The following is a 13,675-nucleotide window of genomic DNA, read 5'->3' on the forward strand; positions in this document are numbered from 1 at the left end:
GCGGCCGCGGCGGCCGAGTCGGCGCGCCGGGCGAGCCATGCCTTCTCGACGCGCACCTGCCGCGGGGGCACGGCGAGCCGCACGAGGTCGCTCGCGACCCCCGCCGCTCGGTCGGCCGCGCGGCGCACGAGCCGCCAGACCGCGGCGTCGAGCACGGGCGCGGGAGACACGATCTCGTCGAGCTCGCTCAGCACCCCCTCGTAGCCGACCTCGTCGGCGAGCTCGACGATGTAGCCCTTCGCCTGACGCCCGGCCGAGCGCAGCGGAACGAGAACCCGCACCCCCGGCTGGGCGAGCTCGCGCCACCGGTCGGGAATGCGGTAGTCGAACAGCCGATCCAGTTGCGGCAGGGGCGAATCGAGCAGCACCCGGGCGATGGATGCCGACGGCACGTTAGAGCCCGGCCTCCGCGCGCAGCGCGTCGACGCGGTCGAGGCGCTCCCACGTGAAGCCGGGCAGCTCGCGACCGAAGTGCCCGTAAGTGCTCGTCTGCGCGTAGATCGGCCGCAGCAGGTCGAGGTCGCGGATGATCGCGCCGGGCCGCAGGTCGAACACCGTGCGGATCGCGTCGATGATGCGCGTCTCGTCGATGTGTGCCGTGCCGAAAGTCTCGACGTAGAGCCCGACCGGGGCCGCCGTGCCGATCGCGTAGGCGACCTGCACCTCGAGCCGATCGGCGAAGCCCGCGGCGACCGCATTCTTCGCGACCCAGCGCAAGGCGTACGCGGCCGAGCGGTCGACCTTCGAGGGATCCTTTCCGCTGAACGCCCCGCCGCCGTGGCGCGACGCCCCGCCGTAGGTGTCGACGATGATCTTTCGACCGGTCAGCCCCGCATCGCCCTGCGGCCCACCGATCTCGAACCGCCCGGTGGGGTTGATGAGCACGCGCGGCGTCGCGTCGCCGAAGCCAGCGGCCTCGAGCACGGGGTCGATGACCGCGCGCCGCACCTCGTCGCGCAACTGCTCGGTCGAGACCGACGGCAGGTGCTGGGTCGAGAGCACGACCGTTTCGACCGTGCGCGGCACCGTGCCCTCATAGCCGATCGTCACCTGGGTCTTGCCGTCGGGGGCGAGGTAGTCGAGAACCCCCTGCTTGCGCACCTCGGCGAGCCGCTCGGCGAGCCGGTGTGCGAGCCAGATGGGCAGCGGCATGAGCTGCGGGGTCTCGATCGTGGCGTAGCCGAACATGATGCCCTGATCGCCGGCGCCCTGCACGTCGCCCTCGTCGGTGCTCGACCCCTCTCGCGACTCGAAGGCGGCATCGACGCCCTGGGCGATGTCGGGCGACTGCTCGCCGATCGAGACCGAGACGCCGCACGAGCGGCCGTCGAACCAGACATCGCTCGAGGTGTACCCGATGTCGGTCACGCGCTGGCGCACGATGCCGGGGATGTCGACGTAGCCGCTCGTCGTGACCTCGCCCGCGACGTGCACGAGCCCCGTCGTGACGAGCGTCTCGACCGCGACGCGGCTGCGCGGATCGGCCGCGAGCAGCGCGTCGAGGATGCTGTCGGAGATCTGGTCGCAGATCTTGTCAGGATGCCCCTCGGTGACCGATTCGGAGGTGAACAGTCGCAGCGCGGTCATGGGGTTCCTGTCGTGATCGTGCGGTCGGCGTCGATGTGGGGCTGGGCGGTGCTGTGGGGCTGGGCGGTGCTGCGGGGTGGATGCTCGGCTAGGCGAGCACGTCGAGAATACGGTGCGCGACGGCAGCCTTCTCGCCCGCGGCCCGAGCGACCACGTTACCCGCGCCGTCGAGGACCATGACCTCCGTGGCCCCGGAGCCGAAGCCCTCGTTCCAGCCGACCCTGTTGACGACTAGCAGGTCGACGCCCTTGCGCGCGGCCTTCGCAGCACCGATGCGCAGCAGGGCGTCGGCGTCGGCCTCGGTCTCGGCGGCGAATCCGACGATGCGCTGCCCGGGGCGCCGCGCGGCGGCGAGCCCCGCGAGCACATCGGGGGTGCGCTCCAGGTCGAGGCGCAGGGTGTCGCCCACCGCATCCTTCTTGATCTTGCCCTCGGCGACCGCGGCGGGACGGAAGTCGGCGACGGCAGCGGTCATGATGACGGTGTCGGCCTCGCGGGCGGCCTCGCGCATGGCCGTCTCGAGCTGCGCGGCGGTGCCGACCTCGACCAGGCTCGCGCCCGCGGGCGGTGCGACCTCGAGATGCGCGGCCACGAGGGTGACGGCCGCACCGCGCGCGAGCGCGGCGTCGACGAGGGCGACGCCGAGGCGCCCGCTCGACCGGTTGCCGAGGAACCGAACGGGGTCGAGGGGCTCGCGCGTGCCTCCGGCGGAGATGAGGATGCGGCGACCGGCCAGATCGTGGGGACCCACGACCGCGAGGGCGGCGGCCGCGATCACGGAGGGCTCGGACATCCGCCCCGCGCCGACGTCGGTTCCCGTCAGGCGGCCCGAGTCGGGCCCGACGATGGTCACGCCGCGCGCTCGCAGCGTGGCGATGTTCGCCACCGTCGCCGGGTGCTCCCACATCTCGGTGTGCATCGCGGGCGCGATGACGAGCGGGGCCGAGCTCGCGAGAACGGTGGTGCCGAGCAGGTCACCCGCGAGTCCCGCCGCGAGCGACGCGATCGTGTGCGCCGTCGCGGGGGCGATGACGATGAGATCGGCGCGCTGGCCGAGCGCGACGTGACGCACCTCGGCCACGCCCTCGTAGAGGTCGGTGTGCACCGCATTGCGGCTGATCGCCTCGAGGGTCGGGCGCCCGACGAACCGCAGCGCTCCCTCGGTCGCCACGATGTGGACATCGTGGCCCGCCACGACGAACTCACGGGCGACGCCGACGGCCTTGTATGCCGCGATGCCGCCCGTGATGCCGAGCACGACCGTCAGTCGACGCGGAGCATCCGTCGTCGCAGCGGCCATGCGGATCGGACCTAGTCCGTGAGGCGGGTGAGGACGAGCTTGTCCTCGTTGATCTCGTGCAGCGCGACCGACAGCGGCTTGTCGTCGACCGTCGAGTCGACGAGCGGGCCGACGTTGTCGAAGAGGCTGCCCTCGTGCAGGTCGGCGTAGTAGTCGTTGATCTGGCGCGCGCGCTTCGAGGCGAAGATGACCAGCTGGTACTTCGAGTCGACCTTCGACAGCAGATCGTCGATGGGGGGCTCGATGATGCCCGAGTTCTTGTCAGCCATGAATCTCTCGCTCTCGTTCCGCCCGGTGCTCGTCGGCGCCGGGTCTCGTTATCGCAGTCTCGTCAACGCGCCGAGCCGGCGCGACCGGACGGTCGCGCTGCGCCGCTGGGCACTGCCAACAAGTCTACGACCTCCTGCGCCGCGCGGCGCACATCGTCGTTGACCACGAGCTCGTCGAACTCGTCTTGCGCCGCGAGCTCGACCCGCGCGGTCTCGAGTCGACGCGCCTGCTCGTCCGCCGATTCGGTGCCTCGGCCCACCAGTCGCCGCACGAGCTCCTCCCAACTGGGGGGCAGCAGGAAGACCAGGATCGCCTCGGGCATCGACGCGCGCACCTGGCGGGCGCCCTGCAGATCGATCTCGAGCAGCACGCTGCGACCCGCGGCGAGGGCCGCCTCGACGGGCGGCCGCGGGGTGCCGTAGCGCGAGGCGTTGTGCACGGTCGCCCACTCCAGCAGGTCGTCGCGCTCGATGAGGGCGTCGAATGCCGCGTCGTCGACGAAGAAGTAGTGCACACCGTCGCGCTCCCCGGGGCGGGGCGCCCGGGTCGTGGCCGAGACGCTCAGCAGCACGTCTGGGTGGTGCTCGCGAATGTATCCGGCGACGGTGCCCTTGCCGACCGCCGTCGGGCCAGCGAGCACGACGAGCCGCCCGCGGCCGGCGGCCGCCTCGCGCGCCGAGAGCCACTGGCGCAGCCGTTCGCGCTGCAGGTGCCCGAGCCCGCCGAGCCGCTTCACGGGGGCGATGCGCAGCAGCTCGAGCACGTCGTCGACGCGCTTCGGGCCGAGGCCCCGCAGGGTTCCGAGCAGCTCGGCGACGCGCATCCCTGCCTCGGGGCTCTCGGACGACGCCCACGCCGCCGCCGCGACGTCGAGAGCGCTGCGCTCCCCCGCCCGCACGGCCTCTTTGATGGCAGCACGCGCGCGGCGCGCGGCCACGGCGGCGCGCGAGGCGGCGACGCGGTCGACCTCGGGCATGCTCGGGGTCACGCGCCCAGCTCCGACCGATGGGCATCGAGGGCCGCGGCGAGCCCCTCGGGTCCGGCCGAGAGCACGCTGCGCGTGACGGTCGGGATCACCGAGCCTGCCGCGACGCCGTAGACGCTCGCGAGGTCGCCCAGTCGTGACCCCTGGTAGCCGAAGCCCGGGCCGAGCACCGGCGTGTGCTGCAGGAGCACCGGATCGATACCGCTCGCGGTGATGGGCTCGGTCGCGCCGATGACGACGCCGATCGAGCCCCATCCGGGCGCCGCGGCATTGCGCACGGCGACATCCCGGGCGAGCTGGCCGGCGACCGAGCGGCCGCTGCCGCTCACCGACTGCTGCAGCCCCCGACCCTCGGGGTTCGAGGTCGCCGTGAGCACGAAGACGCCCTTGCCGTGCTGCTGTGCGAGCTCGATGACCGGATCGAGCGAGCCGAGTCCCTGGTAGGCGACGGCCGTCATGGCGTCGGCCTCGAGCGGCGAGCCGGGTGCGAGCCAGGCCTCGCCGTAGGCGGCAGCGGTCGAGCCGATGTCACCGCGCTTGACGTCGGCGATGACGAGGAACCCCGCGTCGCGAGCGGCTCGGATGACCTCCTCGAGCACGGCGTACCCTGCGGCTCCGAAACGCTCGAAGAACGCGGCCTGCGGCTTGACGATGCCGACCCGGCCGTGTGCGGCCTCGAGCGCCGTCATCGCGAGCGAGCGCGCACCGCCGGCGTCGTCCGCGAGGCCCCACTGCTCGAGCAGCGAGGCGTGCGGGTCGATCCCCACGCACAACCGGCCGTGAGCATCCACGACCGACCGCAAGCGCTCGCCGAACGGCGTCATGCCCGGGCCGCCCGCGCGATCGCGTAGTCCTGCAGGCTCGTCACCGACACGGGCTCGGTCGCCGTTTCGAGCGACGCGACGGCGGCGCCGACCGTGGCGATCGTCGTGAAGAGCGGCTTGTCGGCCGCGACGGTCGCCGTGCGGATCTCGATGCCGTCGGCGCGCGCCGAGCGGCCCGAGGGCGTGTTGATCACGATGTCGACCTCGCCCGCATTGATGAGGTCGACGATCGAGGGCTCGCCGTCGTCGGCACCGCTGTGCTTGCGCACGACGCGCGCCGCGATGCCGTAGCGCGCGAGCACCTCGTTCGTGCCCTCGGTGGCCCACAGCTCGAAGCCGAGCTGGTGCAGTCGAAGCGCCGGCAGCACGACCGCGCGCTTGTCGCGATCAGCGACCGAGACGAACACCACGCCCTGCTTCGGCAGCCCGCCGTACGCGGCATCCTGGCTCTTGGCGAAGGCGCGCGGGAAGTCGCGATCGATGCCCATGACCTCGCCCGTCGAGCGCATCTCGGGGCCGAGCACCGAGTCGACGATGACGCCCTCGCGCGTGCGGAAGCGCTTGAAGGGCAGCACGGCCTCTTTCACCGCGACGGGCGCGTCGAGGGGCACGGTCGAGCCGTCGCCGGGCGGCAGCAACCCCTCGGCGACGAGCGAACGGATGCTGCGGCCCGTCATGACGAGCGAGGCCGCCTTCGCGAGCGGGATGCCGAGCGCCTTCGAGACGAAGGGCACGGTGCGCGAGGCGCGCGGGTTGGCCTCGAGCACGTAGAGCACGCCCGCGCCGATCGCGAACTGCACGTTGAGCAGCCCGCGCACGCCGATGCCCGACGCGATGCCGCGCGTCGCCTCGCGCACGCGGTCGATGACCGAGGCGCCGAGCGTGACGGGCGGCAGGGTGCAGGCCGAGTCGCCCGAGTGCACGCCGGCCTCTTCGATGTGCTCCATGATGCCGCCGATGTAGAGCTCGTCGCCGTCGTAGAGCGCGTCGACGTCGATCTCGACCGCATCGTCGAGGAAACGGTCGACGAGCAGCGGCAGCTCGGGCCCGATGATCGCCTGGTCTTTCACCCGATCGAAGTAGTCGACGAGACTCGCGCTGTCGTAGACGATCTCCATGCCGCGCCCGCCGAGCACGAAGCTCGGGCGCACGAGCACGGGGTAGCCGATCTCCTCCGCGACGCCCACCGCGCTGTCGACGTCGGTCGCCGTGCCGTTGCGCGGCGCCGTCAGGCCGGCCGCGTCGAGGATGCGCGAGAAGGCCCCGCGCTCCTCCGCGAGGTCGATCGCGTCGGGGCTCGTGCCGAGGATCGGGATGCCCGCCCGCTCGAGCCCGTGCGCCAGGCCGAGCGCCGTCTGGCCGCCGAGCTGCACCACGACGCCGACGAGCTCGCCGGTCGCCGACTCGGCGTGGATGACCTCGAGCACGTCTTCGAGCGTGAGCGGCTCGAAGTAGAGCCGGTCGCTCGTGTCGTAGTCGGTCGACACCGTCTCGGGGTTGCAGTTGATCATGATGGTCTCGAAGCCGGCATCGCGCAGCGCGAAGCTCGCGTGCACGCACGAGTAGTCGAACTCGATGCCCTGCCCGATGCGGTTCGGGCCCGAGCCGAGAATGACGACCTTGCGCGCCGCGCTCGGCGCGACCTCGGTCTCGTCGTCGTAGCTCGAGTAGTGGTACGGCGTGAGGGCGGGGAACTCGCCCGCGCACGTGTCGACCGTCTTGAATACCGGCCGCACACCCGCGTTCCAACGGGCCGCGCGCACCGCGGACTCCTCGAGGCCGCGCAGCTCGCCGATCTGGGCATCGCTGAAACCGTGGTCCTTCGCATACCGGATGACCTCGGCGGTCAGCGCAGGTGCGGCGGCGATCTCATCGGCGACCTCGTTGATGAGCACCATCTGGTCGAGAAACCACGGGTCGATCCCGGTCGCGGCGAAGAGCTCGTCGATGCTCGCGCCCGCGCGCATGGCCTGCTGCACCGTCACGATGCGGCCATCGGTCGGGGTCTTCGCGAGCTCGAGCAGGGCATCCTTGTCGCCGGGCTCGCCCTGCCAGTGGAAGCTGCTGCCGCGCTTCTCGAGGCTGCGCAGCGCCTTCTGCAGCGCGGTGGAGTAGTTGCGGCCGATCGCCATGGCCTCGCCGACCGACTTCATGGTCGTCGTGAGCTCGACATCGGCGCCCGGGAACTTCTCGAACGCGAAGCGCGGCACCTTGACGACGACGTAATCGAGCGTCGGCTCGAAGCTCGCGGGCGTGACCTTGGTGATGTCGTTGGGGATCTCGTCGAGGCGGTAGCCGATCGCGAGCTTCGCGGCGATCTTGGCGATCGGGAAGCCCGTGGCCTTCGAGGCGAGCGCGCTCGAGCGCGAGACGCGCGGGTTCATCTCGATGACGATGACGCGCCCGGTGGCCGGATCGACGGCGAACTGCACGTTGCATCCGCCCGTGTCGACGCCGACGTCGCGGATGATGCGAATGCCGATGTCGCGCAGGTTCTGGTACTCGCGGTCGGTGAGCGTGAGCGCGGGCGCGACCGTGATCGAGTCGCCCGTGTGCACGCCGACGGGGTCGACGTTCTCGATCGAGCAGACGACGACCGTGTTGTCGGCGTTGTCGCGCATGAGCTCGAGCTCGTACTCCTTCCAGCCCAGGATCGACTCCTCGAGCAGCACCTCGGTCGTCGGCGACTGGTGCAGGCCGTCGGTGACCATGCGGATCAGCTGCGCGCGGTCGTGCGCGAAGCCCGACCCGAGACCGCCCATCGTGAACGAGGGGCGGATGACGAGCGGGTACCCGAGGTCGTCGGCGAACGCCACGGCCTCGTCGACCGTGTGCGCGATGTGGCTGCGGGCCACGTCAGCACCCGCGTCGAGCACGAGCTGCTTGAAGAGCTGGCGGTCCTCCGCCTTGTGAATGGCCTCGAACGACGCACCGATGAGCTCGACGTCGTACTTCGCCAGGATGCCCCGCTCGTGCAGCGCGATGGCCGCGTTGAGCGCCGTCTGGCCGCCGAGGGTCGGGAGCACCGCATCCGGCTTCTCTTTCGCGATGATCGCTTCGATGACCTCGGGGGTGATCGGCTCGATGTAGGTCGCGTCGGCGAAGTCGGGGTCGGTCATGATCGTCGCCGGGTTGGAGTTGACGAGGATGACCCGGATGCCCTCCGCGCGCAGCACGCGGCACGCCTGGGTGCCCGAGTAGTCGAATTCCGCCGCCTGGCCGATGACGATCGGGCCGGAGCCGATCACCAGCACGCTGTTGATGTCGTCGCGCTTGGGCATCAGTTGCTGGCCTTCTGGGTCGAGGTGTGGGCGACGACGAGGTCGTGGAACCGGTCGAAGAGGTACGTGGAGTCGTGCGGGCCCGCCGCGGCCTCGGGGTGGTACTGCACCGAGAACGCCGGGATGTCGAGCGCGCGCAGACCTTCGACGACCTGGTCGTTGAGCCCGATGTGGCTCACCTCGACCCGGCCGAAGCCCGCGGGGCTCTCGACGACGCCCTCGAGCGGAGCATCCACGGCGAAGCCGTGGTTGTGGGCCGTGATCTCGATGCGGCCGGTCGCCTTGTCGAGCACGGGCTGGTTGATGCCGCGGTGGCCGTAGGGCAGCTTGTAGGTGCCGAAGCCGAGCGCGCGGCCGAGCAGCTGGTTACCGAAGCAGATGCCGAAGAACGGCAGGCCCTCGCGCAGCACGCCCTGCAGCAGCTCGACGTGAGTGGCGCTCGCCGCCGGGTCGCCGGGCCCGTTCGAGTAGAAGACGGCAACCGGAGCGATCGCGAGCAGCTGCTCGAGGGTCACCGATTGCGGCAGCACGTGCACCTCGAACCCGCGCTCGGCGAGGTGCCTCACGGTGGCCTCTTTGATGCCGAGGTCGAGCACGGCGAGGCGGCCGATGCACTCGCCGACCGCCGGCACCACGCGCGCCGCCGCGACCGAGACCTCGGCCGAGAGGTTGCGGCCGGTCATCTCGGCGCTCGAGCGCACGATCGCGAGCTGCTCGTCATCGCCGAGCTGCGCATCCGAACCCGAGAAGATGCCCGCACGCATCGCTCCGCTCTCGCGGATGCGCCGCGTGAGCGCGCGCGTGTCGATGCCGCTGATGCCGACGATGCCCTGGCCCTCGAGGTCGTCGTCGAGGCTGCGCGTCGCGCGGTGGTTCGAGACGCGGCGTGCGGGATCGCGCACAACGAAGCCCTCGACCCAGATGCGACGCGACTCGGGGTCGTCGTCGTTCATGCCCGTGTTGCCGATGTGCGGCGCGGTCATGACGACGATCTGGCCCGCGTAGCTCGGGTCGGTCAGGGTCTCTTGGTAGCCGCTCATGCCCGTGGCGAAGACGGCCTCGCCGACGGTGCGGCCCTCGGCGCCGTATCGGCGGCCGACGAAGCGGGTGCCGTCTTCGAGCACGAGCACGGCCGGGGATGTGGTCACGATGCGATTCCTTCTGCGGGGTCGGTGGCGGGAGCGGGAGTGAGCGCCTGCAGGGCGGCGACGAGGGCGGCCGCGACGGCGGGTTCGGGCACGCGGAGGTAGCTGTCGACCGGGCTGTCGCCGAGCATCCACCCGATCAGCACGAGGCCGTCGCGCTCGACGACGCGGTCGATCGCCCACGTCGCGCGGCCCGCGCCGCGCAGGTGCTCGGGGGTGATCAGGATCGGGCGCTGGCCGCGCACGGCGAGCACCACGCCCTCGGGATGCACGCTCGCGGTCGCCCGCGCGCGAAAGCCGAGCCCGTGCACAGCGATGCGCTCGAGCGGCTGGTCGGCGGCCGTCGTCGCGACGTACCAGCCCACGGCGACGAGAGCCGCGGGCGCGAGGGCATCGGGCGCCACGACGGGTCGTGCGAACGCGGCCTGCCGGCGCACTCGCGCCCGCCAGCCGAGCAGCATGAGTGCGAAGACGACAAGAATGACGCCGGCGATGATGAGCGAGGGCAGCAGCCTATCCACGGGCGACCTCCTGGTGGGCGGCCGCGACGGCATCGGGCTCGATGAGCGTGCCGTCGTCGACGGTGAGCACCCCGCGGTGGATGGTGTGCACGACGCGGCCCGGTAGCTGCCGACCGAGGTACGGACTGTTCGTGCTCCGGCCGCGCAGGTCGTCGAGCGCCCACGAGCGGGTGTGCGCAGCGTCGACGAGCGTGATGTTGGCGGGCGACCCGATCTCGAGGGGCTGGTCGTAGCCCTCGAGGCGACCGATGCGGGCCGGAGCGCTCGAGAGCACGCGCGCGACGTCGCCCCAGCCGAGCATCCCGGTGTCGACAACCGACTGCTGCACGACGCTCAGGGCTGTCTCGAGACCGACCATGCCGAAGGCCGCCTCCGCCCACGTGCACTCCTTGGCCTCGACGGGGTGCGGAGCGTGGTCGGTCGCGACGATGTCGATCGTGCCGTCGGCGAGAGCGGCACGCAGCGCGAGAACGTCTTCATCGCGGCGCAGCGGCGGGTTGACCTTGAAGCGCGCGTCGTAGCCGCGCGCGAGCTGCTCGGTCAACAGCAGGTGGTGCGGCGTGACCTCGGCGGTCACGGCGATTCCGCGAGCCTTGGCCCAGCGCACGACATCGACCGAACCGGCGGTCGAGACGTGGCACACGTGCAGGCGCGCGCCGACGTGCTCGGCGAGCAGCACGTCGCGCGCGATGATCGACTCCTCCGCGACGGCGGGCCAGCCGGCGAGACCGAGCTCGCCCGAGAGCACTCCCTCGTTCATCTGCGCCCCGACCGTCAGCCGCGGCTCTTGCGCGTGCTGGGCGACGACGCCGTCGAAGGTCGCCACGTACTCGAGCGCGCGTCGCATGAGCAGCGGGTCGTGCACGCAGTGCCCGTCGTCGCTGAAGACCCGCACGCGGGCCTCCGACCCTGCCATGGCGCCGATCTCGGCGAGCTGCTCGCCCGCGAGCCCGACCGTGACGGCACCGATGGGCCGCACCTCGGCGTACCCGTGGCGATCTCCGAGCCGCTGCACCTGCTCGACCACGCCCGCAGTATCGGCGACGGGCGAGGTGTTGGCCATGGCGTGCACCGCCGTGAAGCCGCCCGCGGCGGCGGCCCGCGTGCCCGTCAGCACGGTCTCGCTCGCCTCTCCCCCGGGCTCTCGCAGATGGGTGTGCAGGTCGACGAGACCCGGAAGAGCGATGAGGCCGCGCGCGTCGATGATGCGCTCGTCGGATTCGGGAGTGAGCGCGCCGCGGGCCGCGATGAACCCGTCGCGGATGCGGATGTCGTCAGCGTGCGCGCCGAGCACGGCGGCACCGCGGATCAGGAGGCCGGTCATCCCTCGCCCCCCGTCGGCTCGGCGGTGCTACTGGAGCCAGCGACGAGCAGGTAAAGCACGGCCATGCGGATCGACACCCCGTTCGTGACTTGAGCGAGCACCGTCGACCTGTCGGAGTCGGCGGCGGCGGACGAGATCTCCAGTCCCCGATTCATCGGGCCGGGGTGCATGACCATCGTATCGGGGCCGAGCAGGGCGAGCCGCTCGGCCGTGAGCCCCCACACGCGCGCGTACTCGCGGGCGGAGGGGAAGTACGCGTCGCGCATGCGCTCGCTCTGGATGCGCAGCATCATGACCGCGTCGGGAGCGCTCGCGAGCGCGTCGTCGAGGTGCTCGTGCACCGTGACCGGCCACCGGGCGATGCCGTGCGGCATGAGCGTTCTCGGCGCGACGAGGTGCACCTCGGCCCCGAGGGTCGTCAGCAGCCAGACGTTCGACCGGGCGACGCGCGAGTGCAGGATGTCGCCGACGATGGCCACCCGCATGCCGGCGAGGTCGCGGCCGCGCGCCTCGGCACCGAAACGCCGCGCGCGGATCGTGTACGCGTCGAGCAGCGCCTGGGTCGGGTGCTCGTGCGTGCCGTCGCCCGCGTTGATGATCGCGGCATCGATCCACCCCGCGTGCGCGAGCTGGTGCGCGGCGCCCGAGTCGTGGTGCCGCACGACGATCGCGTCGGCGCCCATGGCGGCGAGGGTCTGGGCGGTGTCTTTCAGGCTCTCGCCCTTCGAGACGCTCGAGCCCTTGGCGCTGAAGGTGATGACATCGGCGCTCAAACGCTTGGCGGCCGACTCGAACGAGAGGCGCGTGCGCGTGGAGTCTTCAAAGAACAGGTTGACGACGGTCTTGCCGCGCAACGGAGGCAGCTTGCGCACCTCGCGGTCGGCCGTCTGCGCCATGTCCTCCGCGACGTCGAGGATGCGAATGGCGGTGTCGCGATCAAGATCGCGCGTGCTCAGCAGGTGTCTCATGGCTCGATCGTCACCTCATCGACAGCGTCGACCTCGATCACGTGCACCGAGACCCGCTCGCTCGTCGCGGACGGCAGGTTCTTGCCGACGAAGTCGGCGCGGATCGGCAGCTCGCGATGCCCACGGTCGATGAGCACGGCGAGGCGCACGACGCGGGGCCGGCCGTGGTCGACGAGGGCATCGAGGGCGGCGCGGATGGTGCGGCCCGAGTAGAGCACGTCGTCGACGAGTACGACGATCGCGTCGTCGATGCCCTCGGCGGGAATACGCGTCGGCGCGGGGGTGCGCGTGGGGCTCTTGGCGAGGTCGTCGCGGTAGAGCGTGATGTCGAGTGCTCCCGCGCTCGAGACGCCCGGCTCGATCTCGTCGACGATGCGCTGGATGCGCTCGGCGAGCGTCGCGCCCCGGGTCGGGATGCCGAGGAAGACGAGGCGGCCGTCGCCGCGCCGGCTCTCGAGCACCTCGTGGGCGATACGGCGCAGAGCGCGCGTGATGTCAGCGTCGTGCAGCACGGTGCGTGCGACCACTCTGACCTCCTTTCCCGCCTCACAGGACGGTGGTTAAAGGACGTCGAACGCGTTCAGTCTAGTCCGGTCAGCCCCAGCGCTTGAGCAGGGCACGCTCGCCGAGCCCGACGAGCGCGTCGGTGAGCTTCCCAAGTGTTCCCAGCAGGATGATGGCGAGGAACAGTCGATCCATTCGCCCGTTGTTCTGGGAGTCGCTCAGCAGGAACCCGAGCCCCATCGACGAACCGGCCAGTTCCGCGGCGACGAGGAAGAGCCACGATTGCACGAGCGCCAGCCGCAGGCCCGAGACGACAGCGGGAACCACGGCCGGCAGCTGAACCGCCGCCAGTAGCGAGAGCCTGCTGAGTCCGAAGGCGCGGCCGACCTCGACAAGGTGGGGGTCGACGTGCCGGAGAGCGCCGGAGACGACGGTGAAGACCGGGAACACGGCACCGATCGCGATGAGAGTGATCTTCGGGGTTTCGAAGATGCCGAGCAGCAGGATGAGCAGCGGAAGCCAGGCGAGCGAGGGCACGGCCCGCAGGGCTCCGAGCAGAGGGCTCAGCAGTTCTGAAGCGGTGCGCGAGAGCCCGACGAGAGCGCCGAGAGCGAGGCCGATCGAAGCGCCGATCGCGAAACCGATGAGCACGCGCTGGATCGAGATGAGCACATAGGTCGAGAGCAGCCCCGCTTCACCTAGCTCGACTGCGGCCTGAACCACCTGAGGCGGAGACGGAAGCAGGTAGGAGGGAACCGCTCCGGACGCCGAGAGTGTCCACCACACCGTCAGCAGCACAACCGGCAGGATCGCGCCGAGCACGACGGTACGGAGGCCCGGTCGAGGCCGTCGGAACCGGCGCGCCGCACCGGTGTCATCACTCGGACCGGATGAGGGCGACGCCGAACGGCGCCCCTCGGTGGAGGGACGCCGAACGGGAACGCCACCGCGTTCGTCGAAGCTCAT

General features: G+C 71.3%; 12 protein-coding genes and 1 pseudogene. All 13 read right to left on the bottom strand.

What is annotated here, in order from left to right; translation table 11 throughout:
• Positions 1-392: pseudogene (locus tag ACK4HH_RS11640) on the bottom strand (primosomal protein N'); the annotation flags it as partial.
• 1 nt (position 393) lies between these two features.
• Positions 394-1,587, bottom strand: coding sequence for a methionine adenosyltransferase (gene metK, locus ACK4HH_RS11645; RefSeq protein WP_409652037.1), 1,194 nt, complete (start codon positions 1,585-1,587; stop codon positions 394-396).
• 88 nt (positions 1,588-1,675) lie between these two features.
• Entirely contained in the window at positions 1,676-2,887 is a 1,212-nt protein-coding gene (gene coaBC, locus ACK4HH_RS11650) for a bifunctional phosphopantothenoylcysteine decarboxylase/phosphopantothenate--cysteine ligase CoaBC (protein WP_409652040.1), read from the bottom strand.
• 11 nt (positions 2,888-2,898) lie between these two features.
• Entirely contained in the window at positions 2,899-3,156 is a 258-nt protein-coding gene (gene rpoZ, locus ACK4HH_RS11655) for a DNA-directed RNA polymerase subunit omega (protein ID WP_255159496.1), read from the bottom strand.
• A 62-nt stretch (positions 3,157-3,218) separates the two neighbouring features.
• The gene (gene gmk / locus ACK4HH_RS11660) at positions 3,219-4,133 is read right to left on the bottom strand and encodes a guanylate kinase (protein WP_409652112.1); all 915 of its coding nucleotides are present in this window, start codon (positions 4,131-4,133) and stop codon (positions 3,219-3,221) included.
• Positions 4,134-4,141: 8 nt separating this feature from the next.
• Positions 4,142-4,966, bottom strand: coding sequence for an orotidine-5'-phosphate decarboxylase (gene pyrF / locus ACK4HH_RS11665; protein ID WP_409652044.1), 825 nt, complete (start codon positions 4,964-4,966; stop codon positions 4,142-4,144).
• The gene (gene carB / locus ACK4HH_RS11670) at positions 4,963-8,247 is read right to left on the bottom strand and encodes a carbamoyl-phosphate synthase large subunit (RefSeq protein WP_409652047.1); all 3,285 of its coding nucleotides are present in this window, start codon (positions 8,245-8,247) and stop codon (positions 4,963-4,965) included. Before carB ends, pyrF begins: the two co-directional genes overlap by 4 nt.
• Positions 8,247-9,395, bottom strand: a complete 1,149-nt coding sequence (carA, locus tag ACK4HH_RS11675; protein WP_409652050.1) for a glutamine-hydrolyzing carbamoyl-phosphate synthase small subunit — start codon at positions 9,393-9,395, stop codon at positions 8,247-8,249. Before carA ends, carB begins: the two co-directional genes overlap by 1 nt.
• Positions 9,392-9,913, bottom strand: a complete 522-nt coding sequence (locus ACK4HH_RS11680) for a hypothetical protein (RefSeq protein WP_409652053.1) — start codon at positions 9,911-9,913, stop codon at positions 9,392-9,394. The genes carA and ACK4HH_RS11680 overlap by 4 nt, the downstream gene beginning before the upstream one ends.
• Positions 9,906-11,237 (bottom strand): dihydroorotase, encoded by a 1,332-nt coding sequence (locus tag ACK4HH_RS11685; RefSeq protein ID WP_409652056.1) that lies wholly within the window; start codon positions 11,235-11,237, stop codon positions 9,906-9,908. Before ACK4HH_RS11685 ends, ACK4HH_RS11680 begins: the two co-directional genes overlap by 8 nt.
• A complete protein-coding gene (locus ACK4HH_RS11690; protein ID WP_409652059.1) occupies positions 11,234-12,205 on the bottom strand; it encodes an aspartate carbamoyltransferase catalytic subunit in 972 nt (323 codons plus the stop codon). Before ACK4HH_RS11690 ends, ACK4HH_RS11685 begins: the two co-directional genes overlap by 4 nt.
• Positions 12,202-12,732, bottom strand: coding sequence for a bifunctional pyr operon transcriptional regulator/uracil phosphoribosyltransferase PyrR (gene pyrR, locus ACK4HH_RS11695; protein WP_409652062.1), 531 nt, complete (start codon positions 12,730-12,732; stop codon positions 12,202-12,204). The genes ACK4HH_RS11690 and pyrR overlap by 4 nt, the downstream gene beginning before the upstream one ends.
• A gap of 67 nt (positions 12,733-12,799) precedes the next feature.
• The gene (locus tag ACK4HH_RS11700; RefSeq protein WP_409652065.1) at positions 12,800-13,675 is read right to left on the bottom strand and encodes an ABC transporter permease; all 876 of its coding nucleotides are present in this window, start codon (positions 13,673-13,675) and stop codon (positions 12,800-12,802) included.

The sequence above is a fragment of the Microcella sp. genome (assembly GCF_046296455.1).
In the GTDB taxonomy this organism is placed as follows: Bacteria; Actinomycetota; Actinomycetes; order Actinomycetales; family Microbacteriaceae; genus Microcella.

What these genes read in the sequence shown, in the direction of transcription:
- metK (WP_409652037.1), bottom strand. Translation starts at nt 1,587, where the DNA reads ATGACCGCGCTGCGACTGTTCACCTCCGAATCGGTCACCGAGGGGCAT.
- coaBC (WP_409652040.1), bottom strand. Translation starts at nt 2,887, where the DNA reads ATGGCCGCTGCGACGACGGATGCTCCGCGTCGACTGACGGTCGTGCTC.
- rpoZ (WP_255159496.1), bottom strand. Translation starts at nt 3,156, where the DNA reads ATGGCTGACAAGAACTCGGGCATCATCGAGCCCCCCATCGACGATCTG.
- gmk (WP_409652112.1), bottom strand. Translation starts at nt 4,133, where the DNA reads ATGCCCGAGGTCGACCGCGTCGCCGCCTCGCGCGCCGCCGTGGCCGCG.
- pyrF (WP_409652044.1), bottom strand. Translation starts at nt 4,966, where the DNA reads ATGACGCCGTTCGGCGAGCGCTTGCGGTCGGTCGTGGATGCTCACGGC.
- carB (WP_409652047.1), bottom strand. Translation starts at nt 8,247, where the DNA reads ATGCCCAAGCGCGACGACATCAACAGCGTGCTGGTGATCGGCTCCGGC.
- ACK4HH_RS11685 (WP_409652056.1), bottom strand. Translation starts at nt 11,237, where the DNA reads ATGACCGGCCTCCTGATCCGCGGTGCCGCCGTGCTCGGCGCGCACGCT.
- ACK4HH_RS11690 (WP_409652059.1), bottom strand. Translation starts at nt 12,205, where the DNA reads ATGAGACACCTGCTGAGCACGCGCGATCTTGATCGCGACACCGCCATT.
- ACK4HH_RS11700 (WP_409652065.1), bottom strand. Translation starts at nt 13,675, where the DNA reads ATGAGCTTCGACGAACGCGGTGGCGTTCCCGTTCGGCGTCCCTCCACC.